Raw genomic sequence first — 21,178 nt, forward strand, 5'->3', positions numbered from 1 at the left:
GTGGGCTGCCTTTTTGCTTTATCTAGATGAGACCGCGAGGAACCGAATCGGCTTATCTGTATAATTGTACCAATAGTGCTCTTGATCTGCTGAATAGAAATGAGACTGCTGCTCTGTTAAAGTAAGTTCCTCAGCTCCAAGCTTGAGGGTCAAGCTGCCCTCTAAAACAAAAACAAATTCATGACCGGTGTGACGAAATGGTTGGCCGTCACTTTGCGCAGGTTGAAGTGTTACTAAAATTGGGTGAAACTCTGGATTCTTGACAGAAGTCGCTAAATCTTCATAGAAAAATGCCACATCATCCGTGCGTTTTTCTGTTCCAGCGAAGAAGACACTTGGATTCACCCCAAGCACTTCCGATATTTTACGCAGGGATTCGAGTGTTACGCTCGACTTTCCTCGCTCCACTTGAGAGAGAAAGCTGATAGAGACTCCCGCACCTTCGGCTAATTCTTTTAACGTCATTTTTTGTTGTTTGCGTAATTCTTTTAAACGAGATCCAATCAAAATAAATCCCCCTTTCCATCCATTGTGAGTTGCCCCTCCAAATGTTGTCAACAAAAACTGTATTGACAGAATATTATCTCTTGTCTAAACTTTAAATTGAAGTAATACTTCAATTTTAGGGGATGGAAGGGGAACCTGTATGATCAATAAAACAAACCGACGAGTACTCATCGCCAGTTTAGTAGGAAGTTCTATCGAATGGTTCGATTACTTTCTTTATGGAACGATGGCTGCACTTGTCTTTAATCAATTATTCTTTGTAAGTGGAGATCCGACAGTCGGACTCATTCTAGCGTATGCATCATTTGCATTGTCGTTCTTTATTCGCCCATTTGGTGGCGTCATTTTCAGTCACATCGGAGACCGCATTGGACGTAAAAAGACATTAGTACTGACGCTCAGTTTAATGGGAGCTGCCACTTTTGCAATGGGGATTTTACCTACATACCAAGCGATTGGAGTAGCTGCACCTATCCTATTAATCACATTACGCTTGATTCAAGGTCTCGGAATTGGTGGAGAATGGGGGGGAGCTCTTCTATTAGCAACGGAATATGCTCCTGTTGAACACCGAGGATTGTTCGGTTCTATCCCTCAGATGGGTGTCACTATCGGTATGGTGATGGGGACACTAGCGCTTTGGATCATGAACTTGTTGCCAGAAGCGGCATTCATGTCATGGGGCTGGCGCGTACCGTTCATCTTTAGTGCTCTATTAGTTATTTTCGGTCTTTGGATTCGTAAAGGCATTGATGAAACACCTGAGTTCAAAGCTGTTCAAGAAAGTGGCGACATGCCAAAGCTTCCGATTGTAGATACGCTTCGTTACTACTGGCGAGAAGTCTTGATCACGATTGGTGCCAAAGTCGTTGAGACAGCACCATTCTACATCTTCAGTACGTTTATCGTATCGTATGCAACGACGAATCTTGGTTTCTCGCGTTCTGCGACACTTGGTGCAGTCATGATTGCAACCATCGTAACAACGATTTTGATTCCGATCATGGGAAGTCTATCTGACCGTATTGGCCGTAAAAAGATGTACATTGCTGGAACCGTCGCGATGATGGCTTTCGCATTCCCGTACTTCTGGTTGATCCACCAAGGCAGTGTCTTACTACTAGTTGTTGCAACAGTAATTGGATTAGGGATCATCTGGTCTCCTATTACTGCGGTTCTCGGGACGATGTTCTCAGAGATTTTTGATGCGAAAGTTCGCTACACAGGCGTTACTCTTGGCTATCAGGTAGGGGCAGCAGTAGCTGGTGGTACAGCCCCACTAGTAGCTACGGCTCTACTCTCTGCTTTTGAAAATTCGTATGTACCAGTGGCACTTTACATCATGTTCACGGCAGCTGTTTCGTTACTCGCCATCTGGGCTGTGAAGGGTCGTATTCAACAACCGGCTGTAAACTAATAAAGGAAGTGACGTATGCGTATCATTCAAGATCGTACCATTCAGAAAGTTTACACCATGAAAGATGCCTTGCGTGACGTTGAGCAGATGCTACTTCGCATCAACAAAGGCCAATCGGTGAATCCGCATCGAACGGCGATCGATGTGAAGAAAAAGAGCGGGTCTGTGCTGTATATGCCGAGTTCAAATGGAGACGAGATGGCGGCAGTGAAAATCGTCTCCATCTTTCCAGACAACCCGGGAAGTGGATTGCCTACTACGCAAGGGGCCATCTTACTTACTGAGATTCGCTCCGGTCGCCATGTGGGCTTGGTAGCAGGCTCTTATCTGACAAGACTTCGAACGGGTGCACTTAGCGCGCTCTCAGCAAAACATTTAGCTCGACCAGATAGCCGCGTGTTGACGGTTATTGGGACGGGAGCTATGGCGTTCGAGCAGGTTGTGGGCCTTGTTGAAGTGTTGCCTTTAGAAGATATTCTTTTAGTCAATCGAACTCCAGAAAAAGCTGTAGCATTTGCCGAGCGTCTGATGCAATTTGGAATTCGAGCGAAAGTTGTCGTGGAATCGGACGTTCGTAGAGCAGTAGAACAAGCTGACGTCGTTTGTTGTGCCACACGTTCTACAGAAGATGTCTTTGAGGCTGACATGGTAATGCCGGGGACGCATATCATAGGTGTCGGCAGTTACTTGCCTGAGATGCGAGAAATTCCTGTAGACTTGATCCCTAAAGTGGATGCACTTTTCGTTGATGATTTAGAAGGTGTCCAAGCCGAAGCGGGAGAATTGATTGCTGCAGAGGAAGCAGGCATTTGGTCTTTTGACAAAATCACTGGGACATTAGATCAATTGGTAGTTGAAGGATTTAGCAGAGATCCTGACTCCATCACCTTCTTTAAATGTGTGGGTGCTGCTCATTTTGATTTGGCGGTGGCCAAAGGTGTTTACGACAAAGCGGTTGTGGAAGACATAGGGGAAGAAGTTGCGTTTTAGTTAGGAGAGGAAGCCTCGGCTTCCTCTTTTTGTTATTTCAGGACAAGAGGGGAGGTTCCTCGGACTTCAACGGGACTTACTTGGACAACAAAGTCACTTACGAGGACAACACCACTCTCTCCGAACCATCCATCAAACTTCCAAAACCTCGGGAACTAGCCCACCAATTCCATACTATGTTTCACACAACCTAGACCAAGAAAACCACTCCGATTTCACTTTCCCCTGACTTCTTCCGCATTTTTGCCCTCCTTCATTTCTTCTTTACAATTCCTCGGTATACTGAAGTCAAATCGCGATTTTACTTGCAAGACCATTACAGTTTGCCAGGGGAGGCAGCGGGAGAATGAAACGTAGTACATGGATAAAAAAATGGATGAAACGCAGTGTTTTGACACTAGCGGCAGCAGCACTCGTATTTCCAGGAGTTCAATCAGGAGAGCCAGTTTCTGCTCAAACAACAGATTTGTTAATCTCGGAATACATCGAAGGCTCGGGGAACAATAAGGCTCTTGAGCTCTATAACGGAACAAGCCAATCGATCAATTTATCAGGGTATCAACTTGCCTATCACCAAAACGGCTCGACAGCAGTTTCTGCAACACTCAATTTATCAGGAACAGTAGCAGCAGGGGACGTCTTTGTTGTCTACAATCCTTCATCAGTAACAGGAATCTCCTCTAAAGGAGATCTTGCTTCTACAACGATTCAACATAACGGGGACGACACGATTGTCTTAAAAAAGAATGGCACAGTCATCGATTCATTCGGTCAGGTCGGAGTGGACCCAGGGACTGCATGGACAGTGAATGGAGTATCTACGGCTGACAAAACATTAGTGCGTAAATCTACTGTTACATCGGGAGATACAACGACCACCAATACATTCGATCCATCTGCTCAGTGGGTTGCTTACTCGATCGACACGTTTACATACCTAGGTGCTCACCAACAAGACGGGGGGACTGTGACACCACCTCCAACGGGTGACCCAGGTACGATTGATGATGCAAATGGCTACTATACAGGTGTTTCAGGATTGACGGGTAACGCTTTGAAAACACGCTTGAACGATATTATCGACAACCATACAAAGCTTTCGTACGATGCGGTTTGGGATGCACTCAAGTATACAGATGAAGACCCAAATAACACGTCGAATGTCTTATTGTTCTATAGTGGTGTTTCTCGTTCGAAATCATTGAATGGGGGTAACCTGGGAGACTGGAACCGTGAACACGTCTGGGCGAAGTCTCACGGGAATTTTGGTACGACGACTGGGGCAGGAACAGATCTTCATCACCTTCGTGCTACAGACGTTCAAGTGAACGGTGCACGCGGTAGTCTTGACTTCGACTGGGGCGGGACAAGCGTCATCAACTGTTCAGATTGTCAAAAAGATGGCGATTCGTTTGAACCGTCTGACCGTGTAAAAGGGGACGTTGCACGTATTCTGTTCTATATGGCGACACGTTACGAGACTGGGGATCAACTCGACTTGGAATTGAATGAGCTCGTGAACAACGGGACAGCTCCTTACCACGGGAAACGTTCTGTGTTACTGGAGTGGCACGCAATGGATCCGGTGGATGCAGCAGAAGAACGCCGCAACCAGCGCATCTTTGAAAAACAAGGGAACCGCAATCCATTTATCGATAACCCGCAGTGGGCAACTATGATTTTCGGGAACTAAACGTTATGGAGTCTATCCGTCGATAGGCTCCTTTTCTGTTGCTTGACTATACAAAATAGGGTTTCTTCATTATGCTTGCTATAGAACTCAAAGCCGAAAGGAAGATAGCTATATGCAACAATGGCAGACACCAGAAAGCTTGCAGGCTCTGCTTGAAGAGCTCGTCAGCTGGGACAGCCGCAGCACGACTGCCGGAGAAATCGAATTTGCCCATCAAGTTTCAGAAAAACTAACGAAACTGGACTACTTTCAAAAACATCCGGAGCAACTAGTCTTAGGAGAGGCAGGAGAAGGTCGACACTTTGTCGCAGCTCTCACTGTTCATCCAAAAGCGACAAAGACCATCGTACTCATTAGCCATTTTGATACGGTAGGAATTGAAGAATACGGAGAACTTGCTCCATTTGCTTATCAACCTTCGCAACTAGGAGAAACGTTTCATCATCATCTAGAATCGTTATCAGAAGATGCAAAGAAAGATCTTCAGTCAGGTGACTATTTGTGGGGCCGTGGCACGATGGATATGAAAGCAGGTCTTGCTATCCATATGGCAATGGTCGAAAAAGCACTTCTAGAAGAGTGGCCGATCAACTTGGTACTGCTAACTGTACCTGATGAAGAAGTGAACTCTGCTGGTATGCGCGCTGCAGTGACGCATCTTGCAAAATGGCAACAAGAGAAGGACCTTCATTATGGTCTATTTTTAAACGGCGAGCCGGTCTTTTCACTGAATCCGACCGACACAGCATATAAAGTGTATTCCGGATCTATCGGCAAAATCATGCCGTCCGCATTGTTCTTCGGGAAAGAGACACATGTCGGAGAGCCAATGAGTGGGATGACATCGAGTCTTCTCGCAGCGATGATGACCCGTCGTATGGAAATGAACCCGATGTTTAAAGAGACCGTTTACGGCGAGACAACACCGCTTCCGGTCACGTTGCATTTAAAAGATTTACGAGAAGCGTACTCGACACAGACACCATTTTTAACTTCTGCGCTCTACAACGTATTCACCATGAATCAAAGTGCAGCGGATGTGATGGACCAGTTCGAAAAGGTCGCACTAACAGCGGCAGATGAGATCAATGAATGGATTGCTATGGTCAGCGAGAGAGAAGCGGTCACTCCAATAGGGAACGTCCGAGTCATACGGTATGAGGCGCTTTTAAGCTATGCTATTGAAAAGCTTGGTGGAGAGGTTGTTCAAGAAATCAAAAATCAATGCATTTCTGTGAAAGAACACGACGATCGTGAAATGTCTATACAGATTGCAAAAGCCTTATTGACGCGCTGTCCAGAGCTTGCTCCTGCAATCGTTCTGATGTTCACGCCACCTTATTATCCAGCGGTGAATTCGACAGAGGAAGAGCTAGTAAAAGTTTGTATCGCGAGTGTGCAAAAAGTGGCTAAAGAGGAGTTTGATTTGAAGGTGGATCAAGTCCATTATTTCAACGGGATTTCGGATCTTAGTTATGTGAATTACACGGGGGACGCAACTGGATGGGGGGCTTATGAAGCAAATACTCCCGTGTGGAACGACACCTACTCGATCCCTTTCAAAGATATGGAACGTCTCCAAGCACCCGTATTGAACGTCGGCCCATTTGGTAAAGATGCGCATAAACGAACGGAACGCCTCCACATACGTAGTGCATTTGTTGAGACGCCTCGACTTGTTGAGCAAGTGATTCGTACGGTGATGGAGTCAGAGTTCGCCTCACATTCCTCCCATTGACCGAGTTCAATTCTTACTGTTTTCCCTATACTTGATAGGAAAAGCAAGGTGGAGATTTGAATGTGGAATAGTGGAATGCAAGTAGTCCAGGTCCGCATGGCACGACCGACGGATCAACTGGATAAAGTAAAGGAGTTTTACGTGGATGGGTTTGGACTAGAAGTGGTAGAACATTTTGAAAATCATCAGGGGTACGATGGGCTGATGATTGGATTGCCTGGTAAAGGCTATCACTTAGAGTTCACCCAGCATGTTGATGGAAGTCCATGTCCTGCACCGACTCATGACAATCTTTTGGTGTTCTATATGCCTGACGAGAAACAAATAGAACTTATTGTAAATCGCCTCGAAGAGATGGGGTATCCAGTAGTGGAGCCTGAGAACCCTTACTGGGCTGAACGAGGTAAGACGATTGAAGATCCTGACGGTTGGCGAATCGTCCTGATGAATACAAATGGCATTTAAAAAAGGATCCCAAGGGATCCTTTTTGTTACTTCAATAATTTTAAAAGCTCTTCGTTAAACTTATCTTTCTCATCGACATTCATTCCGTGACCGCTTTCTTCGAATGTCACTAAAGTCGAGTTGGCAATAGTGTCATTCATCCAATGCGAAAGTTCGACTGGGCAAATTTCATCTTTTGCTCCGTGGAATAGAGTGACAGGGAGTGATAGGGCTTTTGTTTCTTTGCGCAGTTCTTCATCACGGAGCGCCTTCGCATACCCTATAGTTCCGTGTGCAGAGCTTTCTAACGCTAGCGATTGGAACCACTTCATGAATGGTTCTGAATGGTCTTTTGCAAAAAACATCCCTGAAAATTCTTCTATAAAACCAGGTCGATCTTTTTCAATGTTGGCAATGATGTCGTCCACTTCTTCTGGTTTCATTCCAAATTCGAAACCTTCTGCTTGTGTAAATCGTGGAGCAGCAGCACCCATCAATAACAAATGTTTCACTTTGTCTGCTCCATAATTTGTGATATAGCGAATGGAGATGGGACCTCCCATTGAAAATCCACCAAGCACAAAGTTTGTTAATTCAAGTTCGGTGACTACTTTGTCTACATCCGAAGCAGCCATGTCGTAGTTGTACTCGCTCCATGGTCGATCTGATTTCCCTAATCCTCTCAAATCAATCCCGATATAGCGGTAGCCGTTTTCTGCTAGCGCACTAATTTGTCCTTCAAAAGATTTGTTGCTAAGTGGCCATCCATGAATAAATACGACAGGTTCACCTTGGCCAATATCCTCTACATAAACCTGTACATCTTGTTCGACTTCGATCCATTTTCCCATCCAAACGCCTCCTAAAATTGGTGTTAGCTTCATGGATTCCCTCAGTTTCGAGATAGTAAACCTAATAAAATTTTGATATTTAGTGATCCATCTCCCACGTTTCTTCGTTAGCTCTCTGTCATGTAAAAAAACTCTCGTGAAGGGAGGTGAACGACAGCGTGCGGAAATTCATACTGACAACATTACTAGCAGCATCAGCTGTTGGGTTTATTCCACAGGCCGCTTCAGCAGAAGGACTATTATCTTCTGTTGGAAAGACTGTTGGAGAAGTCGTGGAAGATACGACTAGCACAGTAGAAAAAGTGACACCTGATGTAAAAGTTGAAGTAGCAGATAGTGAAGTGGATACTTCAGAAGGTATTGAAGTTTCAACTCCTGTGGCAGAAGTTTCCGCTACAGAAGAGCAAGGTCTTGAAATTAAAGCTACAAAAGAGGTAGTTGAAGCAACAGTTTCTTCGAAGGAAGGAATCGAAGCGAAAACTCCAGTGGCAAAAGTAAAGGTGACTGAAGAGACAAAGGTGGAAATTTCTACTCCGATTGTCTCTACAGAAATTGATGTCAAAGACCCTGAAGTGAACGTTTCAACTCCAATCATCTCAACAGATATCGATCCAGTTGAGACAGAACTAGAGATTGAAACTCCAGTAGTTCAAACACCATCGCCCGATCAGACGGAAGAAGAAGTGGCTCAGACAAACCCTGTAACTGAGCAAGGAAATCAGACAGATCAACAACAACCTGTCACTTCTACTCCGGCAATTTCGATAGAAGAGGTTTCACTATCTTCGCAAGCTATCTCTTTACCTGAGGAGCCAGTGAAGGTTGAACTTGAACCTTTCATTTCTAACGAATTGAACGAGCTACCTAATAGTTCTACAAATCAAAACTCAGGTGGAGTAGATGTCGCTTTAGAAAAGCTTCAACAAGCGAAATCTCAAGATTTCACAACAGGTATTTCTTCATCTTCAAGCCTTACCGGACTATCTACGCCTCTAGCATCTAGTGGCGGTAGTTATATAGCTACGGTATCGGATGAAGAGGTCTACAACTACTTTGCAAAAGTATCTTTTATCAGACATGTATATGCACTATCAGATCAATGGAGCCATGCGCCGCCGTCCCCACCACCGCAAGTTTCTTCTTTTTTCGAAATGACTAACACACTCATTTAAAACGAAAAAAGAAGGAGAGAATTGATTATGAAACATACAGTACGCACACTAACATTAGCAGGAACTATTGCCTTAGGAACTTTACTTGCAGGAACTACCGCTTCAGCGGCTGAAAACGATTCTTTACTTGGAGGCTCTTTACTAGATGACGTCTCCGTGTTTGAGGACAACGAAGGATCAAAAGCGCTTGATATCTTAAACTCACTAGACATCAGCACTAGTTCTTCAGATGAAGAATCTACAGTAGATGCGGAAGCAGAAACTGGTGTTGTAGGTGAAGTGGCAACTGAAAGTGAAGAAGGAAGTGCCGAAGCAGGCGTAGGAGCTGTGAACAATGCAGAGGCTACTGTTTCTACAAATGAAGACGAAGTGAATGCAGACGTTTCGAACGAAACAGACGCAGAAGTCGGAGCTGCAGTTGAAGGTGAAGACGGATCAGCAGCAGTCGGCGGGGCAGCATCAAATGATGCGGACGCAGACGTTGCAATCAATGAAGATGAAGTGAATGCAGACGTTTCGAACGAAACAGACGCAGAAGTTGGAGCTGCAGTTGAAGGCGAAGACGGATCAGCAGCAGTCGGCGGAGCAGCATCAAATGATGCAAACGCAGACGTTGCCATCACTGGAGACGAAGTAAGTTCAGACGTTTCGAACGAAACAGATGCAGAAGTCGGAGCTGCAGTTGAAGGCGAAGACGGATCAGCAGCAGTCGGCGGAGCAGTATCAAATGATGCGGACGCAGACGTTGCAATCAATGAAGATGAAGTAAATGCAGACGTTTCGAACGAAACAGACGCTGGATTCGCTTTAGTAGCTGAAGAAGATGACAATCGTGCATTCGCAGACGGAAACGTAATGAATGACATCATGGGTTCATTCACAGCTAACGAAGACGAAGTAGCAGGTTCATTTGATGCAGTGACTGGTGGTAACTTTGGATTTGGTTTTGAAGATGAAGACTCTTCAACACTAGTTGATGGTGTTTTGATGAACGACCTATCTGGCTCTTTCTTTGGAAATGAAGACGAAGCGGCAGGTCAACTGTCAAACGCAACAAACCTTGGATTCAATTTTGCTAACGAAGATGAAGACTCTTCTTCCTCTTTATTCACTGACATTACGAACACGCTTGATGTAGGTCTATCAGAAGATGAGTTTGGTGTGGCTACAGATTTAGGTATTGCAGGAGGAGCAAATGCTTCTGATGAAGAAAATTCATTCTTATCTGCAGTAAACTTAGATCTTGGTTTAAACCTAATGGTTGTTGATGAAGACAATTCACATGATGGTGGCTTCTTGTCACTGCGATAAGTTCACCCTGTTTCTGTTCTCCTGATCAGAGAGCTTGAACAAAGTGACCCCCTCACTTGGCTGATCACCAGGTGAGGGGGTTTTTTAACTCTCAAACTTCATAATCAATTTTTCTATCAAAGCTAACGTAACTTTAGTAGCCTCTTCGGCAGTATATAACCGACGTCTGTTCATTACATCACTAAACATCCCTTGCCATATTAATGTTGTAGCATCATTCAAAAAGTCTGCATCCTCTGAACTGATTTCCCCGGATTGAACAGCGGCCTCTAAGAAAGAACGACCGCGCTTGTGCATACTTCTCTCCAGTAAAATAGGCTTTAACTCCTCTGGAACATCTACGATTTCTGTTGGAAAGAATTCGTAATACTTGGCTATCAACGTATCTGGCTCCTCTCCAAGATCCATCATGAAAATAGCGTGAAAGATATCTGGAGTTTGAAACGAATGTCGTGTAAAACATTCCCATGCTTTCACATAATGACGAAGGTGAGATTCACTTTTTTGAGACAATACTATCGATATTTCTTTAGTATAAGGCTTCATGAAGCGCATTGAAGCAAAAAACAGAAGGTGGGAAAACTCAGAGAAATAATTGTATAGAGTGGCACTATTGAATCCTGCCTTATCTGCTACTTTTCGGATGGTCACTTGTTGGATCCCCTCTTTTTCAATCAGCTCTGTTGCTGCATTGACGAAGTACTTCCACATACGTGCTTTTTTTAGTTCTTTATGACTGGTCATTTTACATGTCGCTCCTTCACTTACTGTTCTTTTAGTATACAGTGAAAAAAAAGATTGTCGATGTTGGAATTGTTTGATAACATAATCGTAATTAAAATATAATCATGATTACCAATATATCACGATTCTATTTTAAGCAACTTTTAAAGGGGTGTACATATGCAATCAGAATCAAAAGTTCAAATTGACAAAGGGGTATTTTTCATTTCAATTGGCTTCATCGCGATTATTACAACGCTACTAGTAGTGTTTCAATCATCGATTGAACCTGTATTGAACACTATTTTAACCTCTATCACACATTCGATGGACTGGACGTTCCAGTGGTTGACCATTGGTCTTTTCGCTATTTTACTTTGGTTAATTTTTAGTCGACATGGAAAAATTCAGTTAGGCGAAGGCAAACCAGAATTTTCAACGTTTAGCTGGGGAGCCATGTTGTTCTGTGCGGGCATGGGAACAAGTATCATGTTTTGGTCGATCATGGAGCCAATCTATTATTATACGGGACCCCCTTTCCAAATTGAAGCGGCTTCGGAGAAAGCTGCAGAGTGGGCAGTAGCTTATGGCATGTTCCACTGGGGAATCTCGGCATGGGCTCTCTATGCGTTACCAACGGTAGTTATTGCGTATTCATTTTTTGTGAGAAAGCAATCTTCTCTAAAAATTAGCGTGGCTTGCCGTGGAGCTTTAGGAAAATATGCAGACGGTTGGTTAGGAAAGGTATTAGATATTTTAGTCATCTGGAGTCTTGTGGGTGGGCTAGGAACATCACTTGGACTGGGAGTTCCAATGATTTCAGCTGTTATTGGTGACTTACTAGGTATACAACAATCATTGGGTCTAAGCTTAATCATTATCGCGATTTGGGTACTCATCTATACAACGAGTGCTTATTTCGGACTTTATAAAGGAATTCGTCGCTTAAGTGATATTAATGTGTATATGGCTTTAGCGCTTGCTATTTTTGTGTTGTTTGCAGGACCAACTTTGTTCATCCTGTCTTATTTCACAAACAGTTTTGGTGTTATGGTTCAAAACTTTGCGATGATGAGTTTTTACACAGATCCGATCCAAAAAAGCGGCTTCCCTCAAGCGTGGACTGTATTCTACTGGGCATGGTTCGCTGCAACAGCTCCATTTATGGGACTTTTCGTAGCGCGCATCTCAAAAGGACGCACGATTCGAGAACTGATCACGCACGTCTTGCTATGGGGAAGTGTGGGGAGCTGGATGTACTTCGCTATCTTCGGAGGATACGCGATGAATTTAGAATTGAGCGGGATCCTTTCTGTTACGGACTCACTTGAGCAAAATGGAGGACCGGGTACGATTGTAGAAGTGTTACGAACACTACCGATTAGTACGGTTGTAATGACGTTCTTTGTCATCTTAGGTTTTATTTTCTTATCGACTTCTTTAGATTCTGCTACGTATATCTTGTCAGCGATTGCAACGAAATCATTAGTAGGCACACAAGAGCCAGCTCGTTGGCACCGTCTTCTGTGGGGGACGATTTTAGCTGTCATGGCAATTGCTTTATTACTTATCGGTGGCTTGAATGTCGTACAGACGTCATCGGTTGTCGTCTCAGTACCAGTTGTCATCATCTATGTGTTATTGACAATTTCCTTACTACGTTGGTTGAAGAAAGACAACCCACGAGTTCGCGAAGCAGTTGTATTAGACCCGATTTTGAAGGAGAATGAGCATGGTCTTTAATGTAAATGATCAACACTTAAAAATAAAAAAAGAGTTTCCTAGAAAAGTCAGGGAAATTCGTCACGTTTGGATTCCGATGCGAGACGGCTGTAAGTTAGCCGCTCGTATCTGGTTACCAGAAGATGCCGAGAGTCAACCAGTTCCAGGACTGCTAGAATATATCCCTTATCGTAAAAATGATTTTACTGCACTGCGCGATTCGATCCGTCATCGCTATTTTGCAGGGCATGGCTATGCTTCTGTGCGAGTCGATATGCGCGGATCTGGTGACTCAGAAGGGATTTTATACGATGAGTATCTCCCTCAAGAACAAGAAGATGCGGAAGACGTTTTGACGTGGATGGCTGCTCAGCCGTGGTGTACAGGCTCTATTGGGATGTTTGGTAAGTCATGGGGCGGGTTTAATAGCCTGCAAGTAGCAGCTAGACAACATCCGAATTTAAAAGCGATTATCACACTTTGTTCAACAGACGATCGCTACGCAGATGATGTGCATTATATGGGCGGCAACGTTCTTGCATCGGATATGCAGTGGTGGGCCTCTACAATGCTCGTCTACAACGCGCGACCTGCAGATCCTGAGGTGGTAGGAGATAAGTGGAGAGAGATGTGGCTGGATCGTTTAGACAAGACACCACCGTTTATTGAAGAGTGGTTGAGTCATCAGCGCCGAGATGATTACTGGAAACAAGGATCCGTTTGTGAAGATTATGACTCCATTAAGATTCCCGTATTCGCAGTGGGTGGTTGGGCAGATGGATACACGAATGCCATCTTCCGTCTTTTAGAAAACTTAAAAGGACCAAAACTTGGCCTCGTTGGTCCTTGGTCTCACGAATACCCTGAAGTGGCGACACCCGGACCGAACATTGGATTTTTACAAGAGGCGCTCCGCTGGTGGGATAAATGGTTAAAAGGTATTGAGACAGATATTATGGAGGAAGCACAGCTCCGAGTGTGGGTTCAAGATGCGTTGCCACCGAGCGTCAACTACCAATCAAGAGAAGGGTATTTTGCAGCACTGGAGAGTTGGCCTTCTGAGCAGACGATAACGGAGTCCTTGTACTTGCAACAAGGCACTTTAAACAAACATGTTACATCTTCTAAGTTGCAGAGAGTTGAAAGTGAGCAGGTGCACGGGTTACATTCCGGTGTCTGGTGCCCATTTGGGCAAGCCGGTGATTTGCCGAGTGATCAGCGCTTAGAGCTGCCATTCAGCCACGCTTACGTAGGTGAAGAATTACAAGAACCACTAGAAATACTAGGCTTCCCAATTGCGAAACTTCGAGTAGCTTCTGATCAACCACTTGCCATGGTAGCGGTTCGTTTGAGTGATCGCGCACCATCAGGCGAGACGACACTGATCTCTTGGGGAATGCTCAATCTGACCCATCATGCGAGCCATGAGTTCCCAGAAACACTCGTGCCTGGTCACTTCTATGACGTGGATGTCCAGCTGAATGCAATCGGATACCGTTTGCCCGCTGGTCATCAGATAGAAGTGGCAGTTTCTCCAAACTACTGGCCCCATGCTTGGCCAAGTCCAGAAGAAGTGACATTGACTCTTGATGAAGCTGCTTGTCGTATTGAGCTGCCTCTTCGGACAGCACGATTAGCTGAAGACGACGCCATCTCATTCGAAGCTCCTGAAACCGCAGCAGTACTTGATCGAGAAATAGTTCGCCCTGAAAAACGAAAGCGCATGATTTCGTTTGACCCGGTCACAGATACTTGGATACTTCGCGATTATTCGGATGAAGGAGCTCGTTTGCTTCCCGATTCGGGGCTCGAGTATGGTAGTGAAAATACGAATGTCTTTTCCATTAAAAAAGGAGACCCTCTTTCGGCGCAGACGACCAGCACATGGTCCTTGCACATCGGCAGAGGGGACTGGCAGACTCGAGTAGAATCGTGCAGTAAGATGACATGTGATGAAGAGCATTATTTCGTTTATAATCAGCTTTCCGCATTCGAGGGAGACACACAAGTGTTTTCACGAGAATGGAAAAAAGAAATAAAACGAGATCATACGTGATATGGACCTCTTATTACTGATTGTTGTCATCAACATAGCGTACGTCTCACTTGCCACACTTCGAGTGATGATTGTCATTAAAGGGCACGCGGCGGTGGCATCTATCATCTCTACTGCTGAAGTCTTCGTCTACTTAATGGGTCTGACCATGGTTCTAGACAATCTAGATAATCCATGGAACATTGCAGCTTATTGTCTTGGGTGGGGACTCGGAGTATTTACTGGGGCGAAAATTGAGAAAATGCTTGCTCTTGGCTATGTAGTGATGGAAGTAGTAGTAGATTCGATTCAAACGACACTTCCTAATGATCTGCGCCAACTAGGTTACGGCGTGACATCCTGGTATGCGGATGGGCAGCAAGGGCCACGCTTGGTGATGAAGGTGTTGGCCAAACGAAATAAAGAGAATAAATTGCGTCACATTATTTTAGAGAAGGTTCCTAAGGCATTTTTGATCTCGTATGAACCCACTCATTTTAATGGCGGTTTTTTCTTGAAACGATAAAAAGGCTGCGCTTGCGCGCGGCCTTTTTAAATTACTTAGTTCTTACGTCGGAATTTTCTAAAAACAATTGTGGGAACCTTGATAATTCGGTATCATTTTATGTAGAGGTTTGTGCAAGCGTTTGCGCAAATCGATATTGAAAGCGATTACAATAAGAGGGGATGGATGATATTGAAAGGATTTAAACAGCTTTCGTGGCTTTCGGTCTTCATAATGTTTCTAAGCATTTGGGTACCGTTTGTGCAACCTGTCAGCGCAGAAACACAGCCGGAAGTCACAACTACACAACAAACCGATCGGGAGGTGCGCTTCACTTATGTTCGTGAGGACGGTCAGTTCGGAGACTGGAACATTTGGGCATGGAATACCGGTGTGAAAGACGATCAAATTGATTTCACAATGAAAGAAGGTACCCATGCAGTCGTAGATATCGCGGTAAGTGAGGCAACGACTCAGTTCGGGTTTGTACTCCGGAGCACGTATGACTGGAATACAGCACAAAAGGAATTTGGTGACCGGTTCATTCCTGTAAACAAAAATGACCGAATCACAAAAGCATTTGTTACAAGTGGTGTGGAACAGATTCGGATTGTGCCAGATGGTTCTGCTCCTGTGATCAATCAAGGAGAAGCGACTTTCTATTACCGCGACAAGGCATTGTTCGAGCAAGACGCTATGGATTCCATTGAACGTGTGCAACTAAAGTTTGCAGAGGAGACGTACGATATGACTTACGAGGCAGATAATGAACGCTTCGTAACAAACTTACCGTCGATTCCAAATGGAGTGACAGCGTATACCTATTTAGTGACGAAAGATGGTGTCACTACAGAAGTGACAGATCCTTATAACACAGTAAACGGAGTCTCTGCTATCGATTTCAGACAGGCAGACCTGCAAGTTTCAGGGGCTGTAATGCCAGCAGTGATGGATTCCAACGAAAATGCAGTTCTGACGGTTTCTGTAGAGGGGCTGACAGAAGGCGTAACCGTTTCTTCTATTGTTGTAGACGATTCGGAACTTGGGGGAACTGGAACACTGCAAGTTGACCCAGGCGTTTCAAAAATTGCGCTTGCAGTGAAAGATGACGTTTCATCAGGTATGAAAGATCTTCCAATCACTGTGAAAGATTCTTATGGAAATAGCTATAAAGGAACGGCACAAGTAGAAGTGACGGAGCGCATTTCAACAGGCTCTGGTGACTTCGATTGGGATGAATCGGTGATTTACTTTATGTTGACGGACCGCTTCTTCGATGGCGATTCTTCAAACAACGACCCTTACGGACTGAACTACGATACAACGAAACGTGGAACGTACCAAGGGGGAGATTTAAAAGGAATCACAGAAAAACTGGATTACTTGGAAAACCTCGGCGTGAACACGGTTTGGATCAGTCCAATCGTAGATAACGTGAAATACGACGTGCGATTTGGTGAAGAAGGACAACCCTACTTTGGCTATCACGGCTACTGGGCGAATGATTTCTCAAAGCTCAATCCACATTTCGGCACGTTAAAAGAACTGCATGAACTGATTGATGAGCTTCATGCACGTGATATGAAACTAATGGTAGATGTAGTAGTGAACCATGCTGGATATGGATTGAAAGAAGTTGACGGAGAACGTCTAAATCCTCCTGCAGGGTATCCAACTGATTCAGACCGAGCTCCATTCAGCGACTTGCTGCGTCAAGGAACGAATGTCGGAACGGACGAAGTAGTAGGTGAACTAGCAGGACTTCCTGACTTTAAGACGGAAGACCCTAAAGTGCGTCAGCAAATCATTGACTGGCAGACCCAGTGGATCGACCTTGCGACAACACCAAATGGCAATACAATCGACTATTTCCGAGTCGACACGGTCAAGCATGTAGAAGATGCTACATGGACAGCTTTCAAAGCAGCACTTGCTGAAAAGAAAGCAGACTTCAAATTGATTGGAGAGGCTTGGGGTGCAAGCAGTACCAACACTCTAGGTTATTTAGATACAGGGATGATGGATTCCCTACTCGACTTTGAATTCAAATCGACAGCTCGCAGTCTAGTTGATGGCAACATCAAGGCAGCAAATGATGCGATTCAAGCGCGTCATGACAAGCTTTCGAATACGGCAACGCTTGGCCAGTTTCTTGGTAGCCATGACGAGGACGGCTTCTTGCACACGCTTGGTGGCGACAAAGGTAAATTGAAAGTCGCAGCCTCCCTGCAAGCAACAGTCAAAGGGCAACCGGTCATCTATTACGGGGAAGAATTAGGTCAGACTGGTGCGAACAATTACCCATACTATGACAACCGCTATGATTTCGCTTGGGATCAAGTCGAAGGGAACGACGTATTGAGTCATTATCAAAAGGTCCTGAATTTCCGTCAAAACCACTCCAAGGCATTTGCAAAAGGCGAGCGGAAAACAATCGGTGGCCGCGATGCTGACAAATTCCTTGTGTACGGACATAGCACAAAAGACGATTCGGTTTATGTCGGCCTGAACGTTGCAACAGAAGAGGCAGAAGTTACTGTAACTACAGACACTCCAAGCGCTACACTGACAGATCACTATTCGGGTGAGAGTTACACAACGGACGCGAATGGGAAGGCAACAATAGCACTTCCAGCTATGAAAGACGGCGGTACAATACTGCTAACACTAGATTCTGGAGCTATCACTGCGGTCACAAAAGGCAGTATGACTGAAGTCCAGCCAGTACCGGACAATCACATTCGGATCCATTACAATCGCACAGATGATACGTACGACAACTTCGGTGCTTGGTTATGGAACGATGTGAAAAATCCGTCTGCTAATTGGCCGGTCGGTGCTACGATGTTCACGAATCAAGATGCATACGGTGCTTATATCGATGTGGAACTAAAAGAAGGAGCTAAAAATATTGGGTTCCTTGTGATGGATGTCACAAAAGGCGATGCAGGAAAAGACGGTGGTGACAAAGGTTTCACCATCACGTCTTCTGAACAAAATGAAATTTGGATCAAACAAGGCGACAACACGGTCTACACGTATGAACCTGTAGAGCTACCAGAAAATACTGTTCGAATCCACTACACTCGTGATCAAGGTGATTACGACAACTTTGGTGTGTGGAACTGGGGAGACAGTGCAAATCCGTCAGCGAATTGGCCAACGGATGCAGCGAATTTCTCTGGAACCGATCAATACGGAGCTTACGTGGATATTCCTTTAAAAGAAGGAGCGAAACAGCTCGGTTTCTTGATTGTCAATGAAACAACGCAAGAGAAAGACGGAGGAGATAAATCCTTCAATTTACTCGATAAATACAACCGTCTGTGGATCAAACAAGGCGATGACACAGTGTACATCAGTCCTTATGGAGATGTGGCAACAGGGCTTGTCACTGGAGAAGTCGTTTCGGAAACGAAGATTCGCCTCGGATTCACGATGACGGACGGGCTTGAAGCAGAGAAACTCAAATCAGAACTTGCAATCGTCGATGCTGCAGGTGAATCTGTTCCGGTTGAAACGGTCACGATTGTGGATTCAAAAACGGTGGAAGCTACAGCAGATTTCGACTTAGAGAAACTTCCATTGTTTATTACCTATGCGGGAAGAACCGTCTCAGCAAAAGCAGGATGGCGTTTACTAGATGCGCTTTATGCTTACGAAGGTGACGATTTAGGAGCGACGTATAAAAACAAAGGTGTGACATTAAAGTTCTGGGCGCCAACAGCAACAGAAGTCGTAGCAAACTTCTACGACAAAAACGATGCAGCGAAACAGATTGGCTCTGTGCCTCTCACACTTGGTGATGACGGAGTGTGGTCTGTACAAGTCGCAGCGAAAGACATAGGTGTAAAAGATTTACGTGGCTACTACTATCAGTACGACGTGACGCATGACGGTGTCACAAAACAAGTATTAGACCCGTACGCGAAGTCTTTAGCAGCCTTTACAGTCAACACGGAGGGCCAGCCTGGAGCAGATGGTGACACAGTCGGAAAAGCAGCAATCGTCGACTTGTCTGGAACCGATCCAAAAGGATTTGACCATGCGGATATTGAAGGGTACGAAAAACGCGAAGATGCCATCATTTACGAGGCACATGTTCGAGATTTCACTTCAGACCCTTCGATTTCTAAGGACTTAAAGTCTCGCTGGGGCTCTTATACAGCTTTCATCGATAAGCTAGATTACATCAAATCCCTTGGAGTGACTCATGTGCAGTTGCTACCAGTCATGGCTTGGTATTACGGAGATGAGACGCAGATGGCTGAGCGCGAGCTTGAGTATTCAGCTGGCGGCAACGAATACAACTGGGGCTACGACCCACATGGCTACTTCTCGCCAGACGGAGCGTATTCTGAGGATCCAATGGACCCAGAACTCCGCGTAAAAGAATTGAAGCAATTAATTGATGCCATCCATGATCGTGAGATGGGTGTCGTGTTAGATGTCGTCTACACGCACATGGCGAAAACCTCACAGCTCAATGACGCGCAGCCGGATTATTATTTCTACCAAGATGCAAACGGCAATTTCTTAGGTGGGTTTGGTAACAACTTGGCGACAAACCATGCGATGGCTGAAAAGCTGATGGTCGACTCGGTGAAGTACTGGTTCGACGAGTACAAGATTGATGGCATGCGTTTCGATATGATGGGAGATGCGACGTATTCATCTATTCAAAATGCGTACGACGCAGCAGCAGAAATCAATCCGAATGCTCTGTTCATTGGAGAAGGCTGGCGGACATTTGCAGGACATGTGGCAGATCCATCACTTGCGGGTATGGGAGCAGACCAAGACTGGATGGATAAGACGGATGACGTCGGAGTGTTCTCTGATGAGATTCGCAACGAATTGAAATCTGGATTTGGCTCAGAAGGCGAACCACGCTTCTTGACAGGTGGTGCTCGTTCGATTGATACGATCTTCAATAATATTAAGGGGCAACCATCCAACACGTCAGAAGACGATCCAGGTGACATGGTGCAGTACATCGAAGCGCATGACAACATGACGCTCTATGATGTCATTGCCCAGTCAATCAAGAAAGACCCGGCGATTCCTGAAAACAATTTGGAAATCCACAAACGGATTCGACTAGGAAATACGATGATTTTGACTTCCCAGGGAACAGCGTTCTTACATGCCGGTCAAGAATATGGTCGTACGAAACAATGGTTCGGAGAAGGAGTTCCGGAACAGAAATATCATGAACTCGAAGATGCAAATGGCAAGCCGTTCGGCTACTTCATTCATGATTCGTACGATTCCTCGGATGCTATCAATATGTTCGATTGGGAAAAAGCTACGAACAAAAAGAAATACGACATCAACACGACAACTCGTGAGTTTACTGAAGGGTTGATCAAACTACGCCGTTCTACGGATGCATTCCGACTAGGAGAGCAGGCAATTGTGAACGAAAATGTGCAGCTACTTCAGATTCCTGAAGTGCAAGATACGGATTTAGTTCTCGCTTACGAAAGCAAGTCGACAGACGGCACTGGAACGTATTATGTATTCGTCAATGCGGATTCAAAAGCACGTACGTTGTCACTCGGTGACTTGGATTTAACGAAGGGCGACGTATTAGTTGATAGTGATGAAGCTGGAGTGAAAAAGGTCAAGAAAGCGTCTGGGTTCACTTTAGGAAAATCTTCATTGACACTAGATCCACTCACGTCAGTTGTAATAAAAGTGGAAGACAAGAAAGGCAAAGGGAAAGCAAAAGGGAAAAATTGATTCATGCAGGGCCAGCATCCGCTGGCCCTGTTTTTTGTTTCCCAGGGAAGATTTCATATTTAAGATAACTTGTTCATTGAAATCTTCCCTGGGAGCAAGAATATACATTTATATAAACCTTCAAGCTTCTATAGCGGATAGATTTTTCGGCTCCCAGGGAACATCTCATTAATCAAGTTTGCTAGCTTTTTGAAATCTTCCCTGGGAGCAAGAATAGAGCAACAATGAACTAGGTCTATTGTTCGTGTTTCTAGATATATCCACTCAATATTCAGAAAACTATCTTGCCAGATGGAACATGAGTGTGCTACAGTACTAACAACAA

14 protein-coding genes are annotated in these 21,178 nt (G+C 44.8%); 11 read left to right on the plus strand and 3 right to left on the minus strand.

The features are described 5' to 3' along the window. Positions 1-18: 18 nt before the first annotated feature. Entirely contained in the window at positions 19-510 is a 492-nt protein-coding gene (locus CQS04_RS07865) for a helix-turn-helix domain-containing protein (protein ID WP_100353822.1), read from the minus strand. 136 nt (positions 511-646) lie between these two features. Here CQS04_RS07865 and CQS04_RS07870 point away from each other — a divergent pair, with 136 nt between their 5' ends. The 5 genes from CQS04_RS07870 (at position 647) to CQS04_RS07890 (ending at position 6,810) form a co-directional block, all read left to right on the plus strand. Next, positions 647-1,924, plus strand: a complete 1,278-nt coding sequence (locus CQS04_RS07870) for an MFS transporter (RefSeq protein WP_100353611.1) — start codon at positions 647-649, stop codon at positions 1,922-1,924. Between the two features lie 15 nt (positions 1,925-1,939). Further along, complete coding sequence (locus CQS04_RS07875) at positions 1,940-2,914, plus strand: ornithine cyclodeaminase family protein (RefSeq protein ID WP_100353612.1); 975 nt, start codon at positions 1,940-1,942, stop codon at positions 2,912-2,914. A 346-nt stretch (positions 2,915-3,260) separates the two neighbouring features. Beyond that, positions 3,261-4,607, plus strand: a complete 1,347-nt coding sequence (locus CQS04_RS07880) for an endonuclease (RefSeq protein ID WP_245858774.1) — start codon at positions 3,261-3,263, stop codon at positions 4,605-4,607. Positions 4,608-4,719: 112 nt separating this feature from the next. After that, positions 4,720-6,345: a M20/M25/M40 family metallo-hydrolase gene (locus CQS04_RS07885; protein ID WP_100353613.1), complete on the plus strand. Its 1,626-nt coding sequence runs from the start codon at positions 4,720-4,722 to the stop codon at positions 6,343-6,345. 60 nt (positions 6,346-6,405) lie between these two features. After that, a complete protein-coding gene (locus CQS04_RS07890; protein WP_165775496.1) occupies positions 6,406-6,810 on the plus strand; it encodes a VOC family protein in 405 nt (134 codons plus the stop codon). 26 nt (positions 6,811-6,836) lie between these two features. Here the strand turns inward: CQS04_RS07890 and CQS04_RS07895 are convergent, their stop codons facing one another. After that, positions 6,837-7,640, minus strand: coding sequence for an alpha/beta fold hydrolase (locus tag CQS04_RS07895; protein WP_100353614.1), 804 nt, complete (start codon positions 7,638-7,640; stop codon positions 6,837-6,839). A 158-nt stretch (positions 7,641-7,798) separates the two neighbouring features. Between CQS04_RS07895 and CQS04_RS07900 the strand changes: the two genes are divergently transcribed. Together CQS04_RS07900 and CQS04_RS07905 are read left to right on the plus strand one after the other, a co-directional pair. After that, positions 7,799-8,812: a hypothetical protein gene (locus CQS04_RS07900; RefSeq protein WP_100353615.1), complete on the plus strand. Its 1,014-nt coding sequence runs from the start codon at positions 7,799-7,801 to the stop codon at positions 8,810-8,812. A 27-nt stretch (positions 8,813-8,839) separates the two neighbouring features. Next, complete coding sequence (locus tag CQS04_RS07905; RefSeq protein WP_100353616.1) at positions 8,840-10,123, plus strand: putative sodium/potassium/calcium exchanger; 1,284 nt, start codon at positions 8,840-8,842, stop codon at positions 10,121-10,123. Positions 10,124-10,207: 84 nt separating this feature from the next. Here the strand turns inward: CQS04_RS07905 and CQS04_RS07910 are convergent, their stop codons facing one another. Then, positions 10,208-10,867 carry a TetR family transcriptional regulator gene (locus CQS04_RS07910; RefSeq protein WP_245858775.1) on the minus strand — a complete coding sequence of 220 codons (660 nt, stop codon included), beginning with the start codon at positions 10,865-10,867 and terminating at the stop codon, positions 10,208-10,210. Between the two features lie 159 nt (positions 10,868-11,026). Between CQS04_RS07910 and CQS04_RS07915 the strand changes: the two genes are divergently transcribed. The 4 genes from CQS04_RS07915 to CQS04_RS07930 all read left to right on the plus strand — a co-directional run bounded on the left by CQS04_RS07915 (position 11,027) and on the right by CQS04_RS07930 (position 20,853). After that, positions 11,027-12,589, plus strand: coding sequence for a BCCT family transporter (locus CQS04_RS07915; RefSeq protein ID WP_100353617.1), 1,563 nt, complete (start codon positions 11,027-11,029; stop codon positions 12,587-12,589). Next, entirely contained in the window at positions 12,579-14,624 is a 2,046-nt protein-coding gene (locus CQS04_RS07920; RefSeq protein WP_100353618.1) for a CocE/NonD family hydrolase, read from the plus strand. Before CQS04_RS07915 ends, CQS04_RS07920 begins: the two co-directional genes overlap by 11 nt. Before the next feature lies 1 nt (position 14,625). Beyond that, on the plus strand, positions 14,626-15,129 hold the full coding sequence (locus tag CQS04_RS07925) for a DUF2179 domain-containing protein (protein WP_100353619.1): 504 nt from the start codon (positions 14,626-14,628) through the stop codon (positions 15,127-15,129). A gap of 213 nt (positions 15,130-15,342) precedes the next feature. After that, a complete protein-coding gene (locus CQS04_RS07930; RefSeq protein WP_100353826.1) occupies positions 15,343-20,853 on the plus strand; it encodes a pullulanase in 5,511 nt (1,836 codons plus the stop codon). Positions 20,854-21,178: the final 325 nt, after the last annotated feature.

The sequence above is a fragment of the Chryseomicrobium excrementi genome (assembly GCF_002798305.1).
Taxonomy (GTDB): domain Bacteria; phylum Bacillota; class Bacilli; order Bacillales_A; family Planococcaceae; genus Chryseomicrobium; species Chryseomicrobium excrementi.